Origin of the sequence: Actinophytocola sp. (assembly GCF_035942955.1) — a bacterium.
GTDB lineage: Bacteria > Actinomycetota > Actinomycetes > Mycobacteriales > Pseudonocardiaceae > DASYTH01.
In genome coordinates this window covers 14,590-29,313 of sequence record NZ_DASZCQ010000023.1, presented here as the reverse complement: position 1 = coordinate 29,313, position 14,724 = coordinate 14,590, and the positions used below count along the sequence as shown (strand labels likewise).

12 protein-coding genes and 1 riboswitch are annotated in these 14,724 nt (G+C 71.3%); of the genes, 9 read left to right on the top strand and 3 right to left on the bottom strand.

The window, feature by feature from the left end; all coding sequences use genetic code 11:
• Nucleotides 1-188 precede the first annotated feature (188 nt).
• Genes VGX25_RS01785 through VGX25_RS01775 form a run of 3 tightly spaced genes read right to left on the bottom strand, consistent with a single transcriptional unit; the run spans nt 189 to nt 2,609 of the window.
• Complete coding sequence (locus VGX25_RS01785) at nt 189-953, bottom strand: ABC transporter permease (RefSeq protein ID WP_326915727.1); 765 nt, start codon at nt 951-953, stop codon at nt 189-191.
• The gene (locus tag VGX25_RS01780) at nt 943-1,950 is read right to left on the bottom strand and encodes an ATP-binding cassette domain-containing protein (RefSeq protein WP_326915726.1); all 1,008 of its coding nucleotides are present in this window, start codon (nt 1,948-1,950) and stop codon (nt 943-945) included. Before VGX25_RS01780 ends, VGX25_RS01785 begins: the two co-directional genes overlap by 11 nt.
• A 50-nt stretch (nt 1,951-2,000) precedes the next feature.
• A complete protein-coding gene (locus tag VGX25_RS01775) occupies nt 2,001-2,609 on the bottom strand; it encodes a PadR family transcriptional regulator (protein WP_326915725.1) in 609 nt (202 codons plus the stop codon).
• 222 nt (nt 2,610-2,831) lie between these two features.
• Here VGX25_RS01775 and metG point away from each other — a divergent pair, with 222 nt between their 5' ends.
• The 9 genes from metG (at nt 2,832) to VGX25_RS01730 (ending at nt 14,699) form a co-directional block, all read left to right on the top strand.
• A complete protein-coding gene (gene metG / locus VGX25_RS01770) occupies nt 2,832-4,625 on the top strand; it encodes a methionine--tRNA ligase (RefSeq protein ID WP_326915724.1) in 1,794 nt (597 codons plus the stop codon).
• Complete coding sequence (locus tag VGX25_RS01765) at nt 4,622-5,479, top strand: TatD family hydrolase (RefSeq protein WP_326915723.1); 858 nt, start codon at nt 4,622-4,624, stop codon at nt 5,477-5,479. Before metG ends, VGX25_RS01765 begins: the two co-directional genes overlap by 4 nt.
• A gap of 288 nt (nt 5,480-5,767) precedes the next feature.
• Nucleotides 5,768-7,258, top strand: a complete 1,491-nt coding sequence (locus VGX25_RS01760) for a transglycosylase family protein (protein WP_326915722.1) — start codon at nt 5,768-5,770, stop codon at nt 7,256-7,258.
• A gap of 202 nt (nt 7,259-7,460) precedes the next feature.
• Nucleotides 7,461-8,306 carry a 16S rRNA (adenine(1518)-N(6)/adenine(1519)-N(6))-dimethyltransferase RsmA gene (gene rsmA / locus VGX25_RS01755; protein WP_326915721.1) on the top strand — a complete coding sequence of 282 codons (846 nt, stop codon included), beginning with the start codon at nt 7,461-7,463 and terminating at the stop codon, nt 8,304-8,306.
• Between the two features lie 120 nt (nt 8,307-8,426).
• Nucleotides 8,427-8,516, top strand: a riboswitch (SAM riboswitch).
• A gap of 196 nt (nt 8,517-8,712) precedes the next feature.
• Nucleotides 8,713-9,720: a methionine ABC transporter ATP-binding protein gene (locus VGX25_RS01750; protein ID WP_326915720.1), complete on the top strand. Its 1,008-nt coding sequence runs from the start codon at nt 8,713-8,715 to the stop codon at nt 9,718-9,720.
• 26 nt (nt 9,721-9,746) lie between these two features.
• Entirely contained in the window at nt 9,747-10,712 is a 966-nt protein-coding gene (locus VGX25_RS01745) for a 4-(cytidine 5'-diphospho)-2-C-methyl-D-erythritol kinase (RefSeq protein ID WP_326915719.1), read from the top strand.
• A gap of 96 nt (nt 10,713-10,808) precedes the next feature.
• Nucleotides 10,809-11,147 (top strand): hypothetical protein, encoded by a 339-nt coding sequence (locus VGX25_RS01740; protein ID WP_326915718.1) that lies wholly within the window; start codon nt 10,809-10,811, stop codon nt 11,145-11,147.
• Nucleotides 11,147-12,907 carry an ABC-F family ATP-binding cassette domain-containing protein gene (locus tag VGX25_RS01735; protein ID WP_326915717.1) on the top strand — a complete coding sequence of 587 codons (1,761 nt, stop codon included), beginning with the start codon at nt 11,147-11,149 and terminating at the stop codon, nt 12,905-12,907. The genes VGX25_RS01740 and VGX25_RS01735 overlap by 1 nt, the downstream gene beginning before the upstream one ends.
• 82 nt (nt 12,908-12,989) lie before the next feature.
• Entirely contained in the window at nt 12,990-14,699 is a 1,710-nt protein-coding gene (locus tag VGX25_RS01730; RefSeq protein ID WP_326915716.1) for a fatty acyl-AMP ligase, read from the top strand.
• Nucleotides 14,700-14,724 lie beyond the last annotated feature (25 nt).

The window sequence follows — 14,724 nt, the reverse complement described above, 5'->3', positions numbered from 1 at the left end:
TGGGGTCGGGTTGCGTAGTGGGTTGCGGGCCGGGGTGGGTGGTTGGGTGTCGTGGGTGGTTGGCTGACGACGCCTGCGGGCAGGGGCTCGTTCCTCGCCCCTGCCCTTGTCGTCGTGTGGCGGCCGCCCTCGCCAAAGATTGGTCGACCTCAGCGCAGTTTGACCTCAGCGCAGTGTCGAAACAGGTGCTAGGCGTTTTCCCGGGCGAAGGTGCGGGCGCCCCACCAGACGGCGAGCACGGCCATTATGAGCAGCACGATGCTGCCGGTGAGCAGGCCGTCCATGGTGTAGTCGCCCCGGAACGCCGAGCGGTCGGCGTCGACGATGTGCCGGAACGGGTTGATCTGGGAGATCGTGTACAGCCAGTCGGGGGCGAGCCCGCTGGTGATCGGGATGAGGATCCCGGACAGCAGCAGGACCGGCAGCAGGATGGTGTTCAGCAGCGGGATGAACGCCTCCTCGCTCTTGAGCAGCAGCGCCGTCGCGTAGCCGGCCGAGGCCAGCGTGATCCCCATGAGCAGGGCGATGATCAGGGCGAGCACCACGCCCCAGAACGGCGCGGACAGATCGAACGCGACCAGCGCCAGCACCAGGATGATCAGCGACTGCACCAGGAGCTGCAGCGCGTAGTTGGCCACCTTGCCGAGCAGCAGCGCGATCCGGCGCACCGGGGTGACCCGCATCCGTTCCAGGGCGCCGGTGCGCAGCTCTGCGAGGATGCCGAAGCCGGCGAACATGCCGAACAGCGCCATCTGCACGACCAGCGCCGGGGTTAGGATCGCCCAGGCGTTGCCCGGCGGGAAGCCCGGCGTGTTGGCCACCAGCGGCTCCAGCAGCGGGCCGAACAGCACCAGGTAGAGCATCGGCTGCATGATGCCGATGAAGATCCACGCCGGGATGCGCATCGAGACGGTGAGGTCCCGGCGGAACACCAACCAGATCTCACGCAACATCGGCGGGCTCCTTCTCCTTGGTGGGCTCGGTTTCGACCGGAGGTTCCTGCTCCGCGTCGCGCAGTGTGCGGCCGGTGAGCGTGAGGAACACGTCGTCCAGGGTCGGCCGGTGGATCTGCATCGACGTCATGGGGATGCCCGCCGAGTCGAGCGCGCGCAGCAGCTCCGGCATCGCCGTGTCGCCGCGCGGCACCCGGAACCGCACCGTGCTGTCCACAGTGGACACCTCCTGGGCGCCGGGCAGGGTGCCGGCGATCTCGGCCGCGGCGGCGACGTGCTCGGCCGGCACCCCGACCTCGACACCGTCGCCGGAGACCTGCGCCTTGAGCTGGCTCGGCGGGCCCTCGGCGACGATCTTGCCGTGGTCGATCACGAGAATCCGATCGCACAGCGCGTCGGCCTCGTCCAGGTAATGGGTGGTGAGGAACACCGTGGTGTCGTGGTCGTCGCGCAGCGAGCGGATGTGGTCCCACAGGTTGGCGCGGCTCTGCGGGTCCAGGCCCGTGCTCGGCTCGTCGAGGAACACCAGCCGTGGGTCGTGCACGAGGCCCAGCGCGATGTCCAGCCGGCGCTTCTGCCCGCCGGACAGCGTCTTGGTCAGCCGGTCGTCCAGGTCGGCGATGTCCAGCCGACTCATGAGCTCCTTGCCGCGCCGCATGGCGTCGGCCTTGGACAGCCCGTAGAACTGCCCCTGCAGCACGAGCTCCTCGATGACCTTCAGTTCCGGCGTGGTTCCGCCGCCCTGGGCGACGTAGCCGATCCGCCTGCGCACACCGGTGGGGTCCGTGCGCAGGTCGCAGCCCGCCACGGTGGCCTCACCGGCGGTCGGCACGAGCAACGTGGTCAGCATCCGCAGCGTGGTGGTCTTCCCGGCGCCGTTGGGTCCGAGGAAGCCGACCAGCTCCCCCTTCGCCACGTCGAGGTCCACGCCGCGGACCGCTTCGACCGTGCGGCCGCGGGCGCGGAAGGTGCGCGCCAGGCCGCGAGCGTTGATCATATTCTTCCCCTCTGTTAGTCAAGTTTGACTAGCGCCCCCATCCTAGCCAGCTAGTCAAGTTTGATTACGATCGGGCACGCGCCGAAGTGGTCGGGCGAGTCGTCGGCCATCACGTACTTCCCGGCCTCCAACCGGCCGACCAGATCGTCGGTCCACCGGATCATCGCATCGAGGCACGACAGCCAGAGCCGGTACAGCTCGCTGACGTGCTCCGGCTGGCCCCAGCCCGTGCCCTCCTCCAGCAGGCCCCGCGCGTTGGCGCGCTCGCCCTCCAGCACCGTGATCCGGTGCCGCAGCAAGCTGATCGCGCGCTGACGGGGCAGCGCGGTGAGGAACGTGATCGCCGCCGAGAGGCTGTGCTGGCCGGCCTGGTCCGGGGCGGCGGTGAGGGAACGGGCGAGCAGCAGCTGGAACTCCGTCTCGCCGTCCGGGGTGAGCCGGTAACCGGTGCGCTCCGGGCCGGACGCCGCCCCCTCCATGCCCACCTGCGCCAGCAGCCCCTCCTTGGTCATCTGCTTGAGCGCGTGGTAGATCGAGCCGGGCGCGACGTTGCCCCACTTGTCCGCCGACCAGGTCAGCAGGTCCCGGCGCACCTGGTAGCCGTGCGCCTGCCCGTGCATGCGCACGACCCCCAGCACCAGCAGCCGCGTCGCCGACACCGGATCCTCCTAACCCGTTCGATCGCGCCGCCCAGTCAACCGTAGCGACCCTTTTCGCGATTTTTTGCGCGCGACGCAGTCGCGCCGGCAGGGCATGGGATGGAATCGTGCGGCGTTGCCGGAGCCCTGCCACCGCGACCGCGTGCCTTCGGCCGGGACGCGCTCGGTGGTCGCCTTTACTGCCGCGAGCCACCGTGGCTCCGCCGTCTAGGCTACGGCGACATGAGCAATCCCGTGCTGACCGCGGTGGCCTGGCCCTACGCCAACGGTCCCCGCCACATTGGCCATGTCTCCGGTATCGGTGTTCCCTCGGACGTCTTCTCCCGGTACATGCGGATGGCGGGCCGCCGGGTGCTCATGGTGTCGGGCAGCGACGAGCACGGCACGCCGATCCTGGTGCAGGCCGACAAGGAGAACCTGACCCCCAGGGAGATCGCCGACAAGTACCACCGGGTCATCGCCGAGGACCTGCGCGCGCTCGGGGTCACCTACGACCTCTACACCCGCACCACGACCGGCAACCACTACCAGGTGGTCCAGCAGCTGTTCCTGGCCATGCACCGGAACGGCTACATCATCCCGAAAACCACCACCGGGGCGGTCAGCCCGTCGACCGGGCGCACGCTGCCGGACCGCTACATCGAGGGCACCTGCCCCATCTGCGGCTACGACGGCGCGCGCGGCGACCAGTGCGACAACTGCGGCAACCAGCTCGACGCCACCGACCTGATCAACCCGCGGTCCCGGATCAACGGGGAGACGCCGAAGTTCGTCGAGACCGAGCACCTGTTCCTCGACCTGCCCGCGTTCACCGAGAGCCTGGGCAAATGGCTGTCCACCAAGACCGACTGGCGGCCCAACGTCCTCAACTTCACCAGGAACCTGGTGGACGACATGCGGCCGCGGCCGATCACCAGGGACCTGGACTGGGGCGTGCCGATCCCGCTGGACGGCTGGCGCGACCAGCCGCTCAAGCGGTTCTACGTCTGGTTCGACGCGGTCATCGGGTACTTCTCGGCGAGCGTGGAGTGGGCCCGCCGCTCCGGCGACCCGGACGCGTGGCGGGAGTGGTGGAACAACCCGGACGCCCAGATCGTGCACTTCATGGGCAAGGACAACATCACCTTTCACGCGCAGATCTGGCCGGCCCTGCTGCTCGGCCACAACGGGCAGGGCGACCGCGGCGGGCAGCCGGGCCCGTACGGGGTGCTGAACCTGCCCACCGAGATCGCCTCGAGCGAGTTCCTCACGATGAGCGGGTCGAAGTTCTCCACCTCCCGCGGCACGGTGATCTACCTGCACGAGTTCCTCGCCGAGTTCGGCCCGGACACGTTGCGGTACTTCATCTCCGCGGCCGGTCCCGAGACCCAGGACGTGGACTTCACCTGGGAGGAGTTCGTCCGCAGGGTGAACTTCGAGCTGGCCAACGAGTGGGGGAACCTGGTCAACCGGGCCATCTCCATGGCGCACAAGAATGTCGGCGCGATCCCCCGGCCGGGCACCCCGACGGCGGCCGACGAGGAGCTGAAGTCGTTGGCGCGCAACGCCTTCGACACGGTCGGCGGACACCTGGCGCGGTCCCGGTTCCGGGCCGCGATCAGCGAGGCGATGCGCGTGGTCGGCGCGGCCAACAAGTACATCTCCGAGCAGGAGCCGTGGAAGCTCAAGGACGATCCGGCGCGGCGGGACACCGTCCTGCACACCGCGCTGCAGGTGGTCCAGGACGCCAACACGTTGCTCACCCCGTTCCTGCCGCACTCCGCGCAGCGGGTGCATGAACTGTTGGGCGGCACCGGGGTCTGGGCCGCCCAGCCGGAGCTGCGGGAGGTCGACGACCTGGACGTCGCCGGCCGGGTGAACCCGATCCTCACCGGGGACTACGCCGCCGAGCAGGCGCGCTGGGAGTCCACGCCGATCGCGGTCGACCGTCCACTCTCCAAACCCACGCCGCTGTTCGCCAAGCTCGACCCGAAGCTCGGCGAGGTCGGTCCGGAGTGGGCGCCGATCGTCACGTGACCGAACGCAAAGGTGATCCACCACCGGTACCGGAGCCGCTTCCGGTACCGGTGGTGGACGCGCACACACATCTGGATGCCTGTGGCGCCAAACTATCCACCGATGTGTCCACAATGGTGGATAGAGCGCAGCGGGCCGGCGTCACCCGGGTGATCACGGTCGCCGACGACCTGGACTCGGCGGCGTGGGTGGCCGAGGCGTCCACATGGGACGATCGGGTGTTCGCCGCGGTCGCGTTGCATCCCACCAGAACCACGTCGTTCTCCGACGCCGACCGCGAGACGATCGAGCGGCTGGCCCGCCGGCCGCGCGTGGTGTGCGTCGGCGAGACCGGGCTGGACTACTACTGGGACTACGCGCCGCCGGCCGCCCAGCAGGAGGCCTTCCGCTGGCACATCGACCTGGCCAAGCGGATCGGCAAGCCGCTGATGATCCACTGCCGGGACGCGCACGAAGACGTGCTGCGCATCCTGACCGAGGAGGGCGCACCGTCCACAGTGGTCTTTCACTGCTTCTCCGGTGACGCCGCGATCGCCCGCCGCTGCGTGGACTCCGGCTACGTGCTGTCCTTCGCCGGCACGGTCACCTTCCGCAACGCGGCGGCGCTGCGCGAGGCGGCGCGGCTGGTGCCGATCGAGGCGCTGCTGGTCGAGACCGACGCCCCGTTCCTCACCCCGCATCCGTTCCGGGGGCGGCCGAACGAGCCCTACTGCGCCGGGTATACGGTCCGGGACCTGGCGCGGCTGCGGGGTGCGGACCTGTCCGACCTCGCCGCGGCCATCTCAGCGAATGCCGACCGCCTGTTCAGGTTGGGTGAGGTGACTGCCGGTGATGTCGACGGCCCCGAGCGGTAGTCGATTGCGACAAATGGCCGACATCCCTTGCTCCCCCGATGGTGTGACGGAACTCACGACACACCCGGAGGTGTTTGCGCGACGTCCCCGGCACCGTTACTGTCCCGTGACCGTACCCGGATGCAACTGGTCCGGGGTGAGCCCGCAGTCAGGCCAGTGCACGTCGGGGTGGCTGTCCGTGCCGGACAGCCTTAGGGATGGTCGCTGGCTTCGGGACGCTGTAACGGACGAAAGCGCGAATGTTGCGCTCACGCGCGGCCTTCGGGCCTTCTGGAGGTACTCGACCCTGTGACTGGCAACAGAACCGGCGAGCTCGACGATTCGCATTTCGCGGACACGGACTGGTTCACCCCGGTGACCGCCACCAGCACGGACACCCTCAGCGAAGACTTCCGCGCCTGGCGCTCGGAGTTCCCCGACTACCACGAGGCCACCGCGCCCGAGTACTCGGACTCCCTCGCCGTCACGCCGCACGACGTGCGGGTGGCCCTCGGCCCGGACGCCGACGATTTGATGGCCGCCGCCAACGTCGACATCGACGAGCTAATCCGGCTGATCAACGCCGAGACCACGGTGCTGCCGGTCATCCCGGACGAGCTGTCGCCGCAGCGTTACGGGCAGCCGCTCGTTCCCACCGGGCCGCGCACCGGCGTGCAGACCGTCGCCAAGCGGTGGAAGCAGACCTTCCTCAAGTCCACGATCGCCGCCGTCCTGGTCACGCTCATCGGCGGCGGGGCCGCGGCCATCGCGCTGAACAAGTCGGTCACCATCGACGTCGACGGCCAGACCCGCGAGGTCAACACGTACGCCTCGACCGTCGGCGAGGTCCTCGAGGACGAGGGCCTCAACGTCACCGAGCACGACTCGCTGAGCCCGTCGCCCAACGCCGACATCGGCGACGGCGGCAAGATCGTCCTGCAGCGCGGCCGGCTGCTGCACCTGACCATCGACGGCGAGAAGCGCGACCTGTGGGTGCGCGCGACCACCGTCGGCCAGGCGCTCAAGCAGCTCAACCTGGCCGCGCAGGGCACATGGGTGTCCGCGGGCGCCGAGACGGCCGTGCCGCTGGAAGGCATGTCCCTGGTGCTCAAGACGCAGAAGAACATCACGTTGTTCGACGGCGGCAACCCGCCCACGCCCATGACGACCAACGCGGTCACCATCGACGAGCTGCTCACCGAGCTCAAGCTCACCCTCGGCCCCGAGGACACCATCACCCCCGCCGGGGACATCAAGATCACCCCGGGCGCCGAGGTCCGGATCACCCGCAACGGCGTTACCGTGATCAACCAGACCGAAGAGGTCGCCCCGCCCGTCCAGAAGATCGACGACCCCGAGCTGGACCGCGGCCAGCAGGTCGTCGTCGACCCCGGCGCCCCCGGCGAGCGCATCGCCACCTACCGGATCACCATCAAGAACGGCAAGGAGGTCTCCCGCGAGGAGATCGGCGCCAAGACCACCAAGGACGCCAAGCCCAAGATCGTCCGCGTCGGCACCAAGCGTCCGCCCGTCCCCGTCATCCCCGACGGCGAGGTCTGGGACCGGCTCGCCCAGTGCGAGTCCGGCGGCAACTGGGCCATCAACACCGGCAACGGGTACTACGGCGGCCTGCAGTTCAACCTGAGCACCTGGCAGTCCAACGGCGGCACCCAGTACGCCGCCTATCCGCACCAGGCCACCCGCGAGGAGCAGATCGCCATCGCCACCCTGGTCCGCGACCGCCGCGGCGGCTACGGCGCCTGGCCCGCCTGCGCCCGCAAGCTCGGCCTGCCCACATAGCACAATTCCCCGACAATCCCCCCGCCCGACCGCTCCATCCACGCTCCCCATCCACACCCGACCCACCTGTCCACACCCCGCCGCCATCCCCCAACTCCCGGCGTTTCCGCCGGTAGACTGGCTGCGGGGGTGCCCCCCGAGGAGCGGTGGGGATGGGTAGGAGTAGTGGCGGCGGGGCGATCATGAAGCGGGTGGTGTTCCGTTGCTCGGATCGGGGGAGGTGCGGCGGATCGCGGCCGAGCTGGGATTGCGGCCGACGAAGCGGCTCGGGCAGAACTTCGTCATCGATCCGAACACCGTGCGGCGGATCGTGGCGGCCGCCGGGGTCGGGGCCGACGACGTCGTGCTCGAGGTCGGGCCGGGGCTGGGGTCGCTCACGCTCGGGCTGCTACCCCGGTGCCGGGCGGTGCTGGCCGTCGAGATCGATCCGGTGCTGGCGCGGCGGCTTCCGGTCACCGTCGGCGAGCGGGCGCCGGAGCTGGCGGAGCGGCTGACGGTCATCCGGGGCGACGCGCTGCGGACCAGCTCGGCGGAGCTGCCCGAGGCGCCGACGGCACTCGTGGCGAACCTGCCGTACAACGTTGCGGTGCCGGTGGTGCTGCACCTGCTGGCGGAGTTGCCGACGCTGACCAGCGGGCTGGTGATGGTGCAGGCGGAGGTGGCCGACCGGATGGCGGCGGCGCCGGGCAGCCGGGTGTACGGGGTGCCGAGCGTGAAGGCGGCGTGGTACGCCGAGGTGCGCCGGGTGGCGACGGTGCCCAGGTCGGTGTTCTGGCCGGTGCCCAACGTCGACTCGGCGCTGGTCCTGCTCCGGCGCCGGGAGCCGCCGTCGGACGCCGACCGCGGGGCCGTCTTCGATCTGGTGGACGCCGCGTTCGCGCAGCGCAGAAAGACGCTGCGGGCGGCACTGGCCTCCTGGGCGGGCGGCTCAACTCGGGCTGGAGCGGTACTGGACGCCGCCGGGATCGATCCGCGGGCCAGGGGCGAGCAGCTGACGGTCGCGGACTTCGCCAGAATTGCCCGGACAGCGGCGAAGTTGTCGGATTGAGGGCCCTTACGAACGCGCGACCGCGGCTGCGCCTGAGGTGTGAGATTGAGAACGTAGGGACTCAATCCCGAGGTAGTGACTTGCACTCGAACGCCGGAATCGGGTGTACTTTTCGACGACGATCCATCCCGAGCGGCCGAGAGACCTGGCTCGACGAAGCCGCAGCAACCACCCCGCGGGGGCAGGTGCTAACGCCAGGAACGATGGAGGAGTGAGTGGGATGCCGATCCTCACCATGAGGCGCGTCATCGACCAGTGCCGGCGAACCGTGACCGCTTGTCCCAGCTCGACCAGCTGAGCCCGGGACATCCGCTCGCCGAACTCCGATTGTCCGCATAGGACTGTCTAGTTAGGAACCAGGGCTGCCGCTCGATCAGCCCTCCTTTCGCTGCACTGGGAGCACTTCGTGATCACGGTAGAGAACCTCACCAAATCGTTTCGCAGTCAGACCGGCCCGGTCGTCGCCCTTGACGGCGTCACCCTCGACGTGCCGGCCGGCAAGATCGCCGGCGTCGTCGGCGCGGCCGGCTCCGGCAAGTCCACCCTCGCTCGCCTCATCGCCCTGCAGGATCGCCCGGACAGCGGTGTGATCCGGCTGGACGGCCAGAACATCAGCACGCTGGATCCCCGCGGCCTGCGGGCGGCCCGAAGTCGCATCGGCGTGGTGCCGTCCGGGGAGTCGCTGCTCGGCCAGCGCACCGCCGCCGGCAACATCGCGCTTCCGCTCGAGCAGGCCGGAATGGACGGCCCGGCGCGCCGGGCCAAGGTCGGCAAGCTGCTCGACCTGATCGGGCTCACCGACAAGGCCGCCACCTACCCCGACCGGCTCACCCCCGGCCAGCGCCGCCGGGTGGCCGTGGCCAGGGCCCTTGTCCGGGAGCCGGACGTGCTGCTCGCCGACGATCCGACGGCCGGCGTCGACCCGGACGGCGCGGCCGGCGTGCTCACCGTGCTTGACCGGGCCCGCACCGAGCTCGGCGCGACGGTGCTGGTGGCCACCGCGGACGCCGGCGTGGTCCGCAAGATCGCCGACGACGTCGCCATCCTCGAGCACGGCCGCATCCTCGAGCATGGCGGCCTGCTCGACCTGGTGCAGGACCCGGACAGCCGCATCGCCAAGGCCATCCTGCCCGCCATCACCGACCCCGCGCCCGGCTCGGCGCACGACCGGGTGGCCGACGTGGTCCTAGTCGGCTTCGCCGCGGTCGGCGCGCTGCTGCCGGAGGCGTCCGCCCGGTTCGGGGTGGACATCTCGGTGGTCGGCGGCGGCCTGACCAGGCTCGGCGAGACTCCGGTCGCCCGGTTCCGGATCGGCGTGTCCGGTGAGCGGGCCGACTCCGCGATCGCCTGGATCGCCGATCGCGGCGGGCTGGTCCGCCAGGCCGCCACCGGCCCGCGAGGTGTCGCCGCCTGACGGTCCCGGCCCCGTACCCTCATCATGTGCTCGCCGTCGTTCCGCCGCCGGTCACCGTCCGGGTGCCATCCAAGGTCAACCTGCACCTGGCGGTCGGCGACGTGCGCGACGACGGCTACCACGAGCTGACCACGGTCTTCCAGGCCCTGTCGCTGACCGACGAGGTCACGGTCGCGGTCGCCGACGAGCCGGGCATCGAGGTGCTCGGCGAGGGCGCCGCCGCCGTGCCCACCGGCGCGGGAAACCTTGCCTGGCAAGCGGTCCGCGCGCTGGCCGGCCACGTGGGCCGCAACGCCGACGCGCTCAAGATCCGGCTGGCGATCCGCAAGGGCATCCCGGTGGCCGGCGGCATGGCCGGCGGCAGCGCCGACGCGGCGGCCGCCCTCGTCGGCCTGGCCACGCTGTGGAAGCTGGAGATCGGGCGGGACGAGCTGGCCGCGATCGCCGCCTCGCTCGGCGCCGACGTGCCGTTCACCCTGCACGGCGGCACCGCGCTGGGCACCCGCAGGGGCGAGCAGCTGGTGCCGGTGCTGACCAGGAGCACCTACCACTGGGTGCTGGCGCTCGACCAGCAGGGGCTGTCCACGGCGAAGGTGTACGCCGAGCTCGACCGGTTGCGGCTGGACGGCGACCCGCCGCGGGTCGGCCCGGTCGAGCCGCTGCTCGAGGCGCTGGCGTCCGGCGATCCCGGCCGGCTCGCCCCGCTGCTCGGCAACGACCTGCAGGCCGCCGCGGTCTCGCTGCGCCCGAGCCTGCGCCGCACCCTGCGCGCCGGCGTCGGCGCGGGCGCGCTCGCCGGGATCGTGTCCGGCTCCGGCCCCACGTGTGCCTTCCTGTGCCAGGACGCCGACGCGGCGCTGCGGGTGGCCGCCGAGCTGGCCGGCGCCGGCGTCTGCCGCACGGTTCGCGTCGCGCACGGCCCGGTCCCCGGCGCCCGGGTGATCGGCGGCGACGACGCACCCCGGCCGATCCCGCCCGAGGTCCACGCCTGACCCGGCGTGTCCCGCCTTCGTGCAGCCGTGTCCCGCCTTCGTGCAGCCGTGTCCCGCGTTCCCGCATGCCCGCGCCCGCTCGGTAGATTGCGGCCAATGTTCCGCAGCCACCTCACCCGACCCCTGCGCTGGTCCATCCCGCTGGCCGTGCTCGGCGCGATCGTGGCCGCGGTGTGGTTCCTCCGGCCGCTGGAGATCGAGATCGCCGGTGAGCCGATCAGGTGCAGCGAGCTCGTCGGCGCCGGTGACATCGACGTGTGCGGGGCCGAGCGGCGCGAGCGGCTCCTGGTCACCGCGCTGATCCTGGTCGTCGGCGGCCTGCCCCTTGCGCTGGTCGTGCTGCGCGGGCTGATCGTGGCCGCCGACACGCTCGTCGCCCTGCAGCAGGACGTGCGGCGCCTGCACGAACGCCTCGACCGCGAGCGCGAGGGCTGATGGCCAACCTCGTCAACCTGGAGGCGGTCGGCAAGAGCTACGGGACCGGGCCGCTGCTGGACGGCGTGTCGCTGGGGGTGGGCGAGGGCGACCGGATCGGCGTGGTCGGGCTCAACGGCAGCGGCAAGACCACGCTGCTCGAGGTGCTCGCCGGCCTCGAGCAGCCGGACTCCGGCCGGGTCAGCCGGAGCCGCGACCTGCGCACGGCCGTGGTCACCCAGCGCACCGAGCTGCCCGAGGGCACCACGATCCGGCACGCCGTGCTCGACCCGCTCGGCGTCACCGCCGAGCACGAGTGGGCCGCCGACCCGCGGGCCAGGGGGATCCTGACCGGGCTGGGCATCACCGCGTTCGGGCTGGACACGCCGGCGAGCACGCTGTCCGGCGGCGAGCGCCGCCGGGTGGCGCTGGCCGCGGCCCTGGTGCGCGAGCTCGACCTGGTCATCCTGGACGAGCCGACCAACCACCTCGACGTGGAGGGCGTGCGCTGGCTGGCCGAGCACCTGACGGCCCGCCGGTCCGCGCTGGTCGTGGTCACCCACGACCGCTGGTTCCTGGACATCGTGTGCGGCCGCATCTGGGAGGTCGTCGGCGGCGGCGTCGAGCAGTACGACGGCGGCTACTCGGACTGGGTGTACGCCCGCGCCGAGCGGGCCCGGATCGCCGACGCCGCCGAGCAGAAGCGCCGCAACCTGGCCCGCAAGGAGCTGGCCTGGCTGCGCCGCGGCCCGCCGGCGCGCACCGCCAAGCCCCGGTACCGGATCGAGGCGGCCGAGGCGTTGATCTCCGACGTGCCGGCGCCGCGGGACTCCGTCGAGCTGATCACGTTCGCCCGGCGCCGGCTCGGCCGCACGGTGCTCGAGCTGGAGGACGTCACGCTGTCCATCGGCGGGCAGCGGATCCTGGCCGCGGAGACCTGGCGGATCGGGCCGGGGGACCGGGTCGGGCTGGTCGGGGTGAACGGGTCCGGCAAGACCACGCTGCTGCGGCTGCTTGCCGGCGAGGTGGAGCCGGACGCCGGGCGGTTGGTGCGGGGCAAGACCGTCCGGCTGGCGTACCTGACCCAGGAGCTGCACGACCTGCCGGGCCCGCAGCGGGTGCGCGAGGCGGTCGAGGAGATCGCCCGCCGGGTCGTCGTCGGCAAGCAGGAGCTGTCGGCCTCGACGCTGCTCGAGCGGTTCGGCTTCCCGACCAGCCGGCAGTGGACGCCGGTCGCCGACCTGTCCGGCGGCGAGCGGCGGCGGCTGCAGCTGGCCCGGCTGCTGATGGCCGAGCCGAACGTGCTGCTGCTCGACGAGCCGACCAACGATCTGGACATCGACACGTTGCAGCAGCTTGAGGATGTGCTCGACTCCTGGCCGGGCACGCTCGTCGTCGTCTCGCACGACCGGTACCTGGTCGAGCGGGTCTGCGACACCGTGGTCGCGCTGCTCGGCGACGGCCGGGTCACCCACCTGCCCGGCGGCATCGACGAGTACCTGGCCCGCCGCGTTTCGCGGGTTGCCGAACAGGGCACCCGAACCGTTGAGCGCGTCCCGTCCAGCGCGGCCGAGCGGCGCGCGGCCCGCAAGGAGCTGGCCAGGTTGGAGCGCCGGCTGGAGGCGCTCGCGCGGCGCGAGAAGGAGCTGCACGTGGCCCTGGCCGAGGCGGCCACCGACGCCGAGCGGCTGGTCGCCCTGGACGCCGAGCTTCGCCGGGTGCTCGCGGAGAAGGACACCGTCGAGCAGCTTTGGCTGGCGGCCGCGGATGACGCCGAGTAGCCCGCTCTACAGTGAGGAAAATGACCGCGCGGCAGCCAAGGTGACCACAGCGCCACCATGCGAAAAGGCACAGTGAGGATTTATGAGTCGGTTCATGGACAAGCTGCTGGACACGGCGCACGGGGTCGGCCAGCGGCACGGGGTGGTCACCGGAGAGCCCGCCGAGCCGGTGCACACGACGTGGGCGGACGTGCACCGCAAGGCCAGGCGGATCGCCGGCGACCTGATCGCCAACGGCCTCGGCAAGCACGACGCGGTCGCGATCCTGGCCGCCGAGCCGGCCGCGATCGGCCCCGCCGTGCAGGCGGTGTGGCTGGCCGGCGGCAGCGTGACGATGCTGCACCAACCCACGCCGCGCACCGACATCGCGGTGTGGGCCGAGGACACCGTGCGCGTGCTCAGCATGATCGGCTCGAAGCTCGTGCTGCTGGGGGCGCCGTTCGAGCCGCTGGCGCCGGTGCTCGACCAGCACGGGATCGGCTACCGGCTGCTGGCCGACCTCGACGGCGGCGCGCCGCTCACCGAGATCGTCCAGGTCGGTGAGGACGCCCCCGCGCTGCTGCAGCTGACCAGCGGCTCGACCGCAGAGCCCAAGGCCGTCAAGATCACTCACGGGAACCTGATCTCGAACATCACGGCCATGGTCGAGGTGGCCAAGCTGGACGTGGAGAACGACATCCTGGTGTCCTGGCTGCCGATGTTCCACGACATGGGGATGGTCGGGTTCTATACGGTGCCGATGGTCGTCGGCGTGCGGTTGATCAAGGTCACGCCGGTGGACTTCCTGTCCGCGCCGCTGCTGTGGGCGCAGCTGATCACCAAGTACAAGGCGACCGTCACCGCGGCGCCGAACTTCGCCTACGCGCTGCTCGGCCGCCGGCTGTCCGGTGTGGACGATGACGCCGCCTACGACCTGTCCACGCTGCGCATCGCGCTCAACGGGGCCGAACCGATCGACGAGAAGGCGGTGCGGTCGTTCACCGAGGCGGGCGCCCGGTTCGGCATGCCGCCCGAGTGCGTCTTTCCCGCGTACGGCATGGCCGAGGCCACGCTCGCGGTGTCGTTCGCCCCGCTGTTCACCGGCCTCACCCTCGACTACATCGACGCCGACGCGCTGGAGGCCGAGGGTCGGGCGGTGCCGGTGGACCCGGCAGACGCCGACCGTCCCGAAAGGACAGTCCGGTCGTTCGCCCGGCTGGGCGCGCCGCTGCCCGGCATCGAGGCGGAGATCGTCGACCAGCAGGGAAACCGGCTCGGTGAGCGGGAGGTCGGCGAGATCCGGCTGCGCGGCACGTCGGTCACCCCGGGCTACCTGACCGTGGACGGTCCGGTCCCCACGCAGGACGAGAACGGCTGGCTGGCCACCGGCGACCTCGGGTACACGGTGGACGGTGAGATCGTCATCTGCGGCCGGCGCAAGGACGTGATCATCCTGGCCGGACGCAACATCTACCCGACCGACGTGGAGCGCGCCGCGACCTCCGTCGAGGGCGTGCGGGCCGGCAACGCCGTCGCGGTCCGGCTGGACGCGGGCAGCCGGCGGGAGCGGTTCGCCGTCGTCGTCGAGTCCAAACTGGCCGGTGACGCCGACGCCGAGAAGGTGGTGCGCAAGGAGGTCGGCGCCCGGGTATTCGAGGCGGTCAACGCCCGACCGGCCGCCGTGCTGGTGCTACCGCCCGGCACGCTGCCCAAGACCCCCTCCGGCAAGCTGCGCCGGGCCGCCGCCGGGGAGCAGCTCGCCGCCAGCATCCGCGGCCGCGAGGAGGAGACTAGTCCGCCTCTCCGGAATTAACTGCTGTCGTTGCGTTCCAGCCGAT

Bases quoted from the DNA above. Each gene is read 5' to 3' on its own strand.
- VGX25_RS01785 (WP_326915727.1), bottom strand. From the start codon at position 953: ATGTTGCGTGAGATCTGGTTGGTGTTCCGCCGGGACCTCACCGTCTCG.
- VGX25_RS01780 (WP_326915726.1), bottom strand. From the start codon at position 1,950: ATGATCAACGCTCGCGGCCTGGCGCGCACCTTCCGCGCCCGCGGCCGC.
- metG (WP_326915724.1), top strand. From the start codon at position 2,832: ATGAGCAATCCCGTGCTGACCGCGGTGGCCTGGCCCTACGCCAACGGT.
- VGX25_RS01740 (WP_326915718.1), top strand. From the start codon at position 10,809: ATGTTCCGCAGCCACCTCACCCGACCCCTGCGCTGGTCCATCCCGCTG.
- VGX25_RS01735 (WP_326915717.1), top strand. From the start codon at position 11,147: ATGGCCAACCTCGTCAACCTGGAGGCGGTCGGCAAGAGCTACGGGACC.
- VGX25_RS01730 (WP_326915716.1), top strand. From the start codon at position 12,990: ATGAGTCGGTTCATGGACAAGCTGCTGGACACGGCGCACGGGGTCGGC.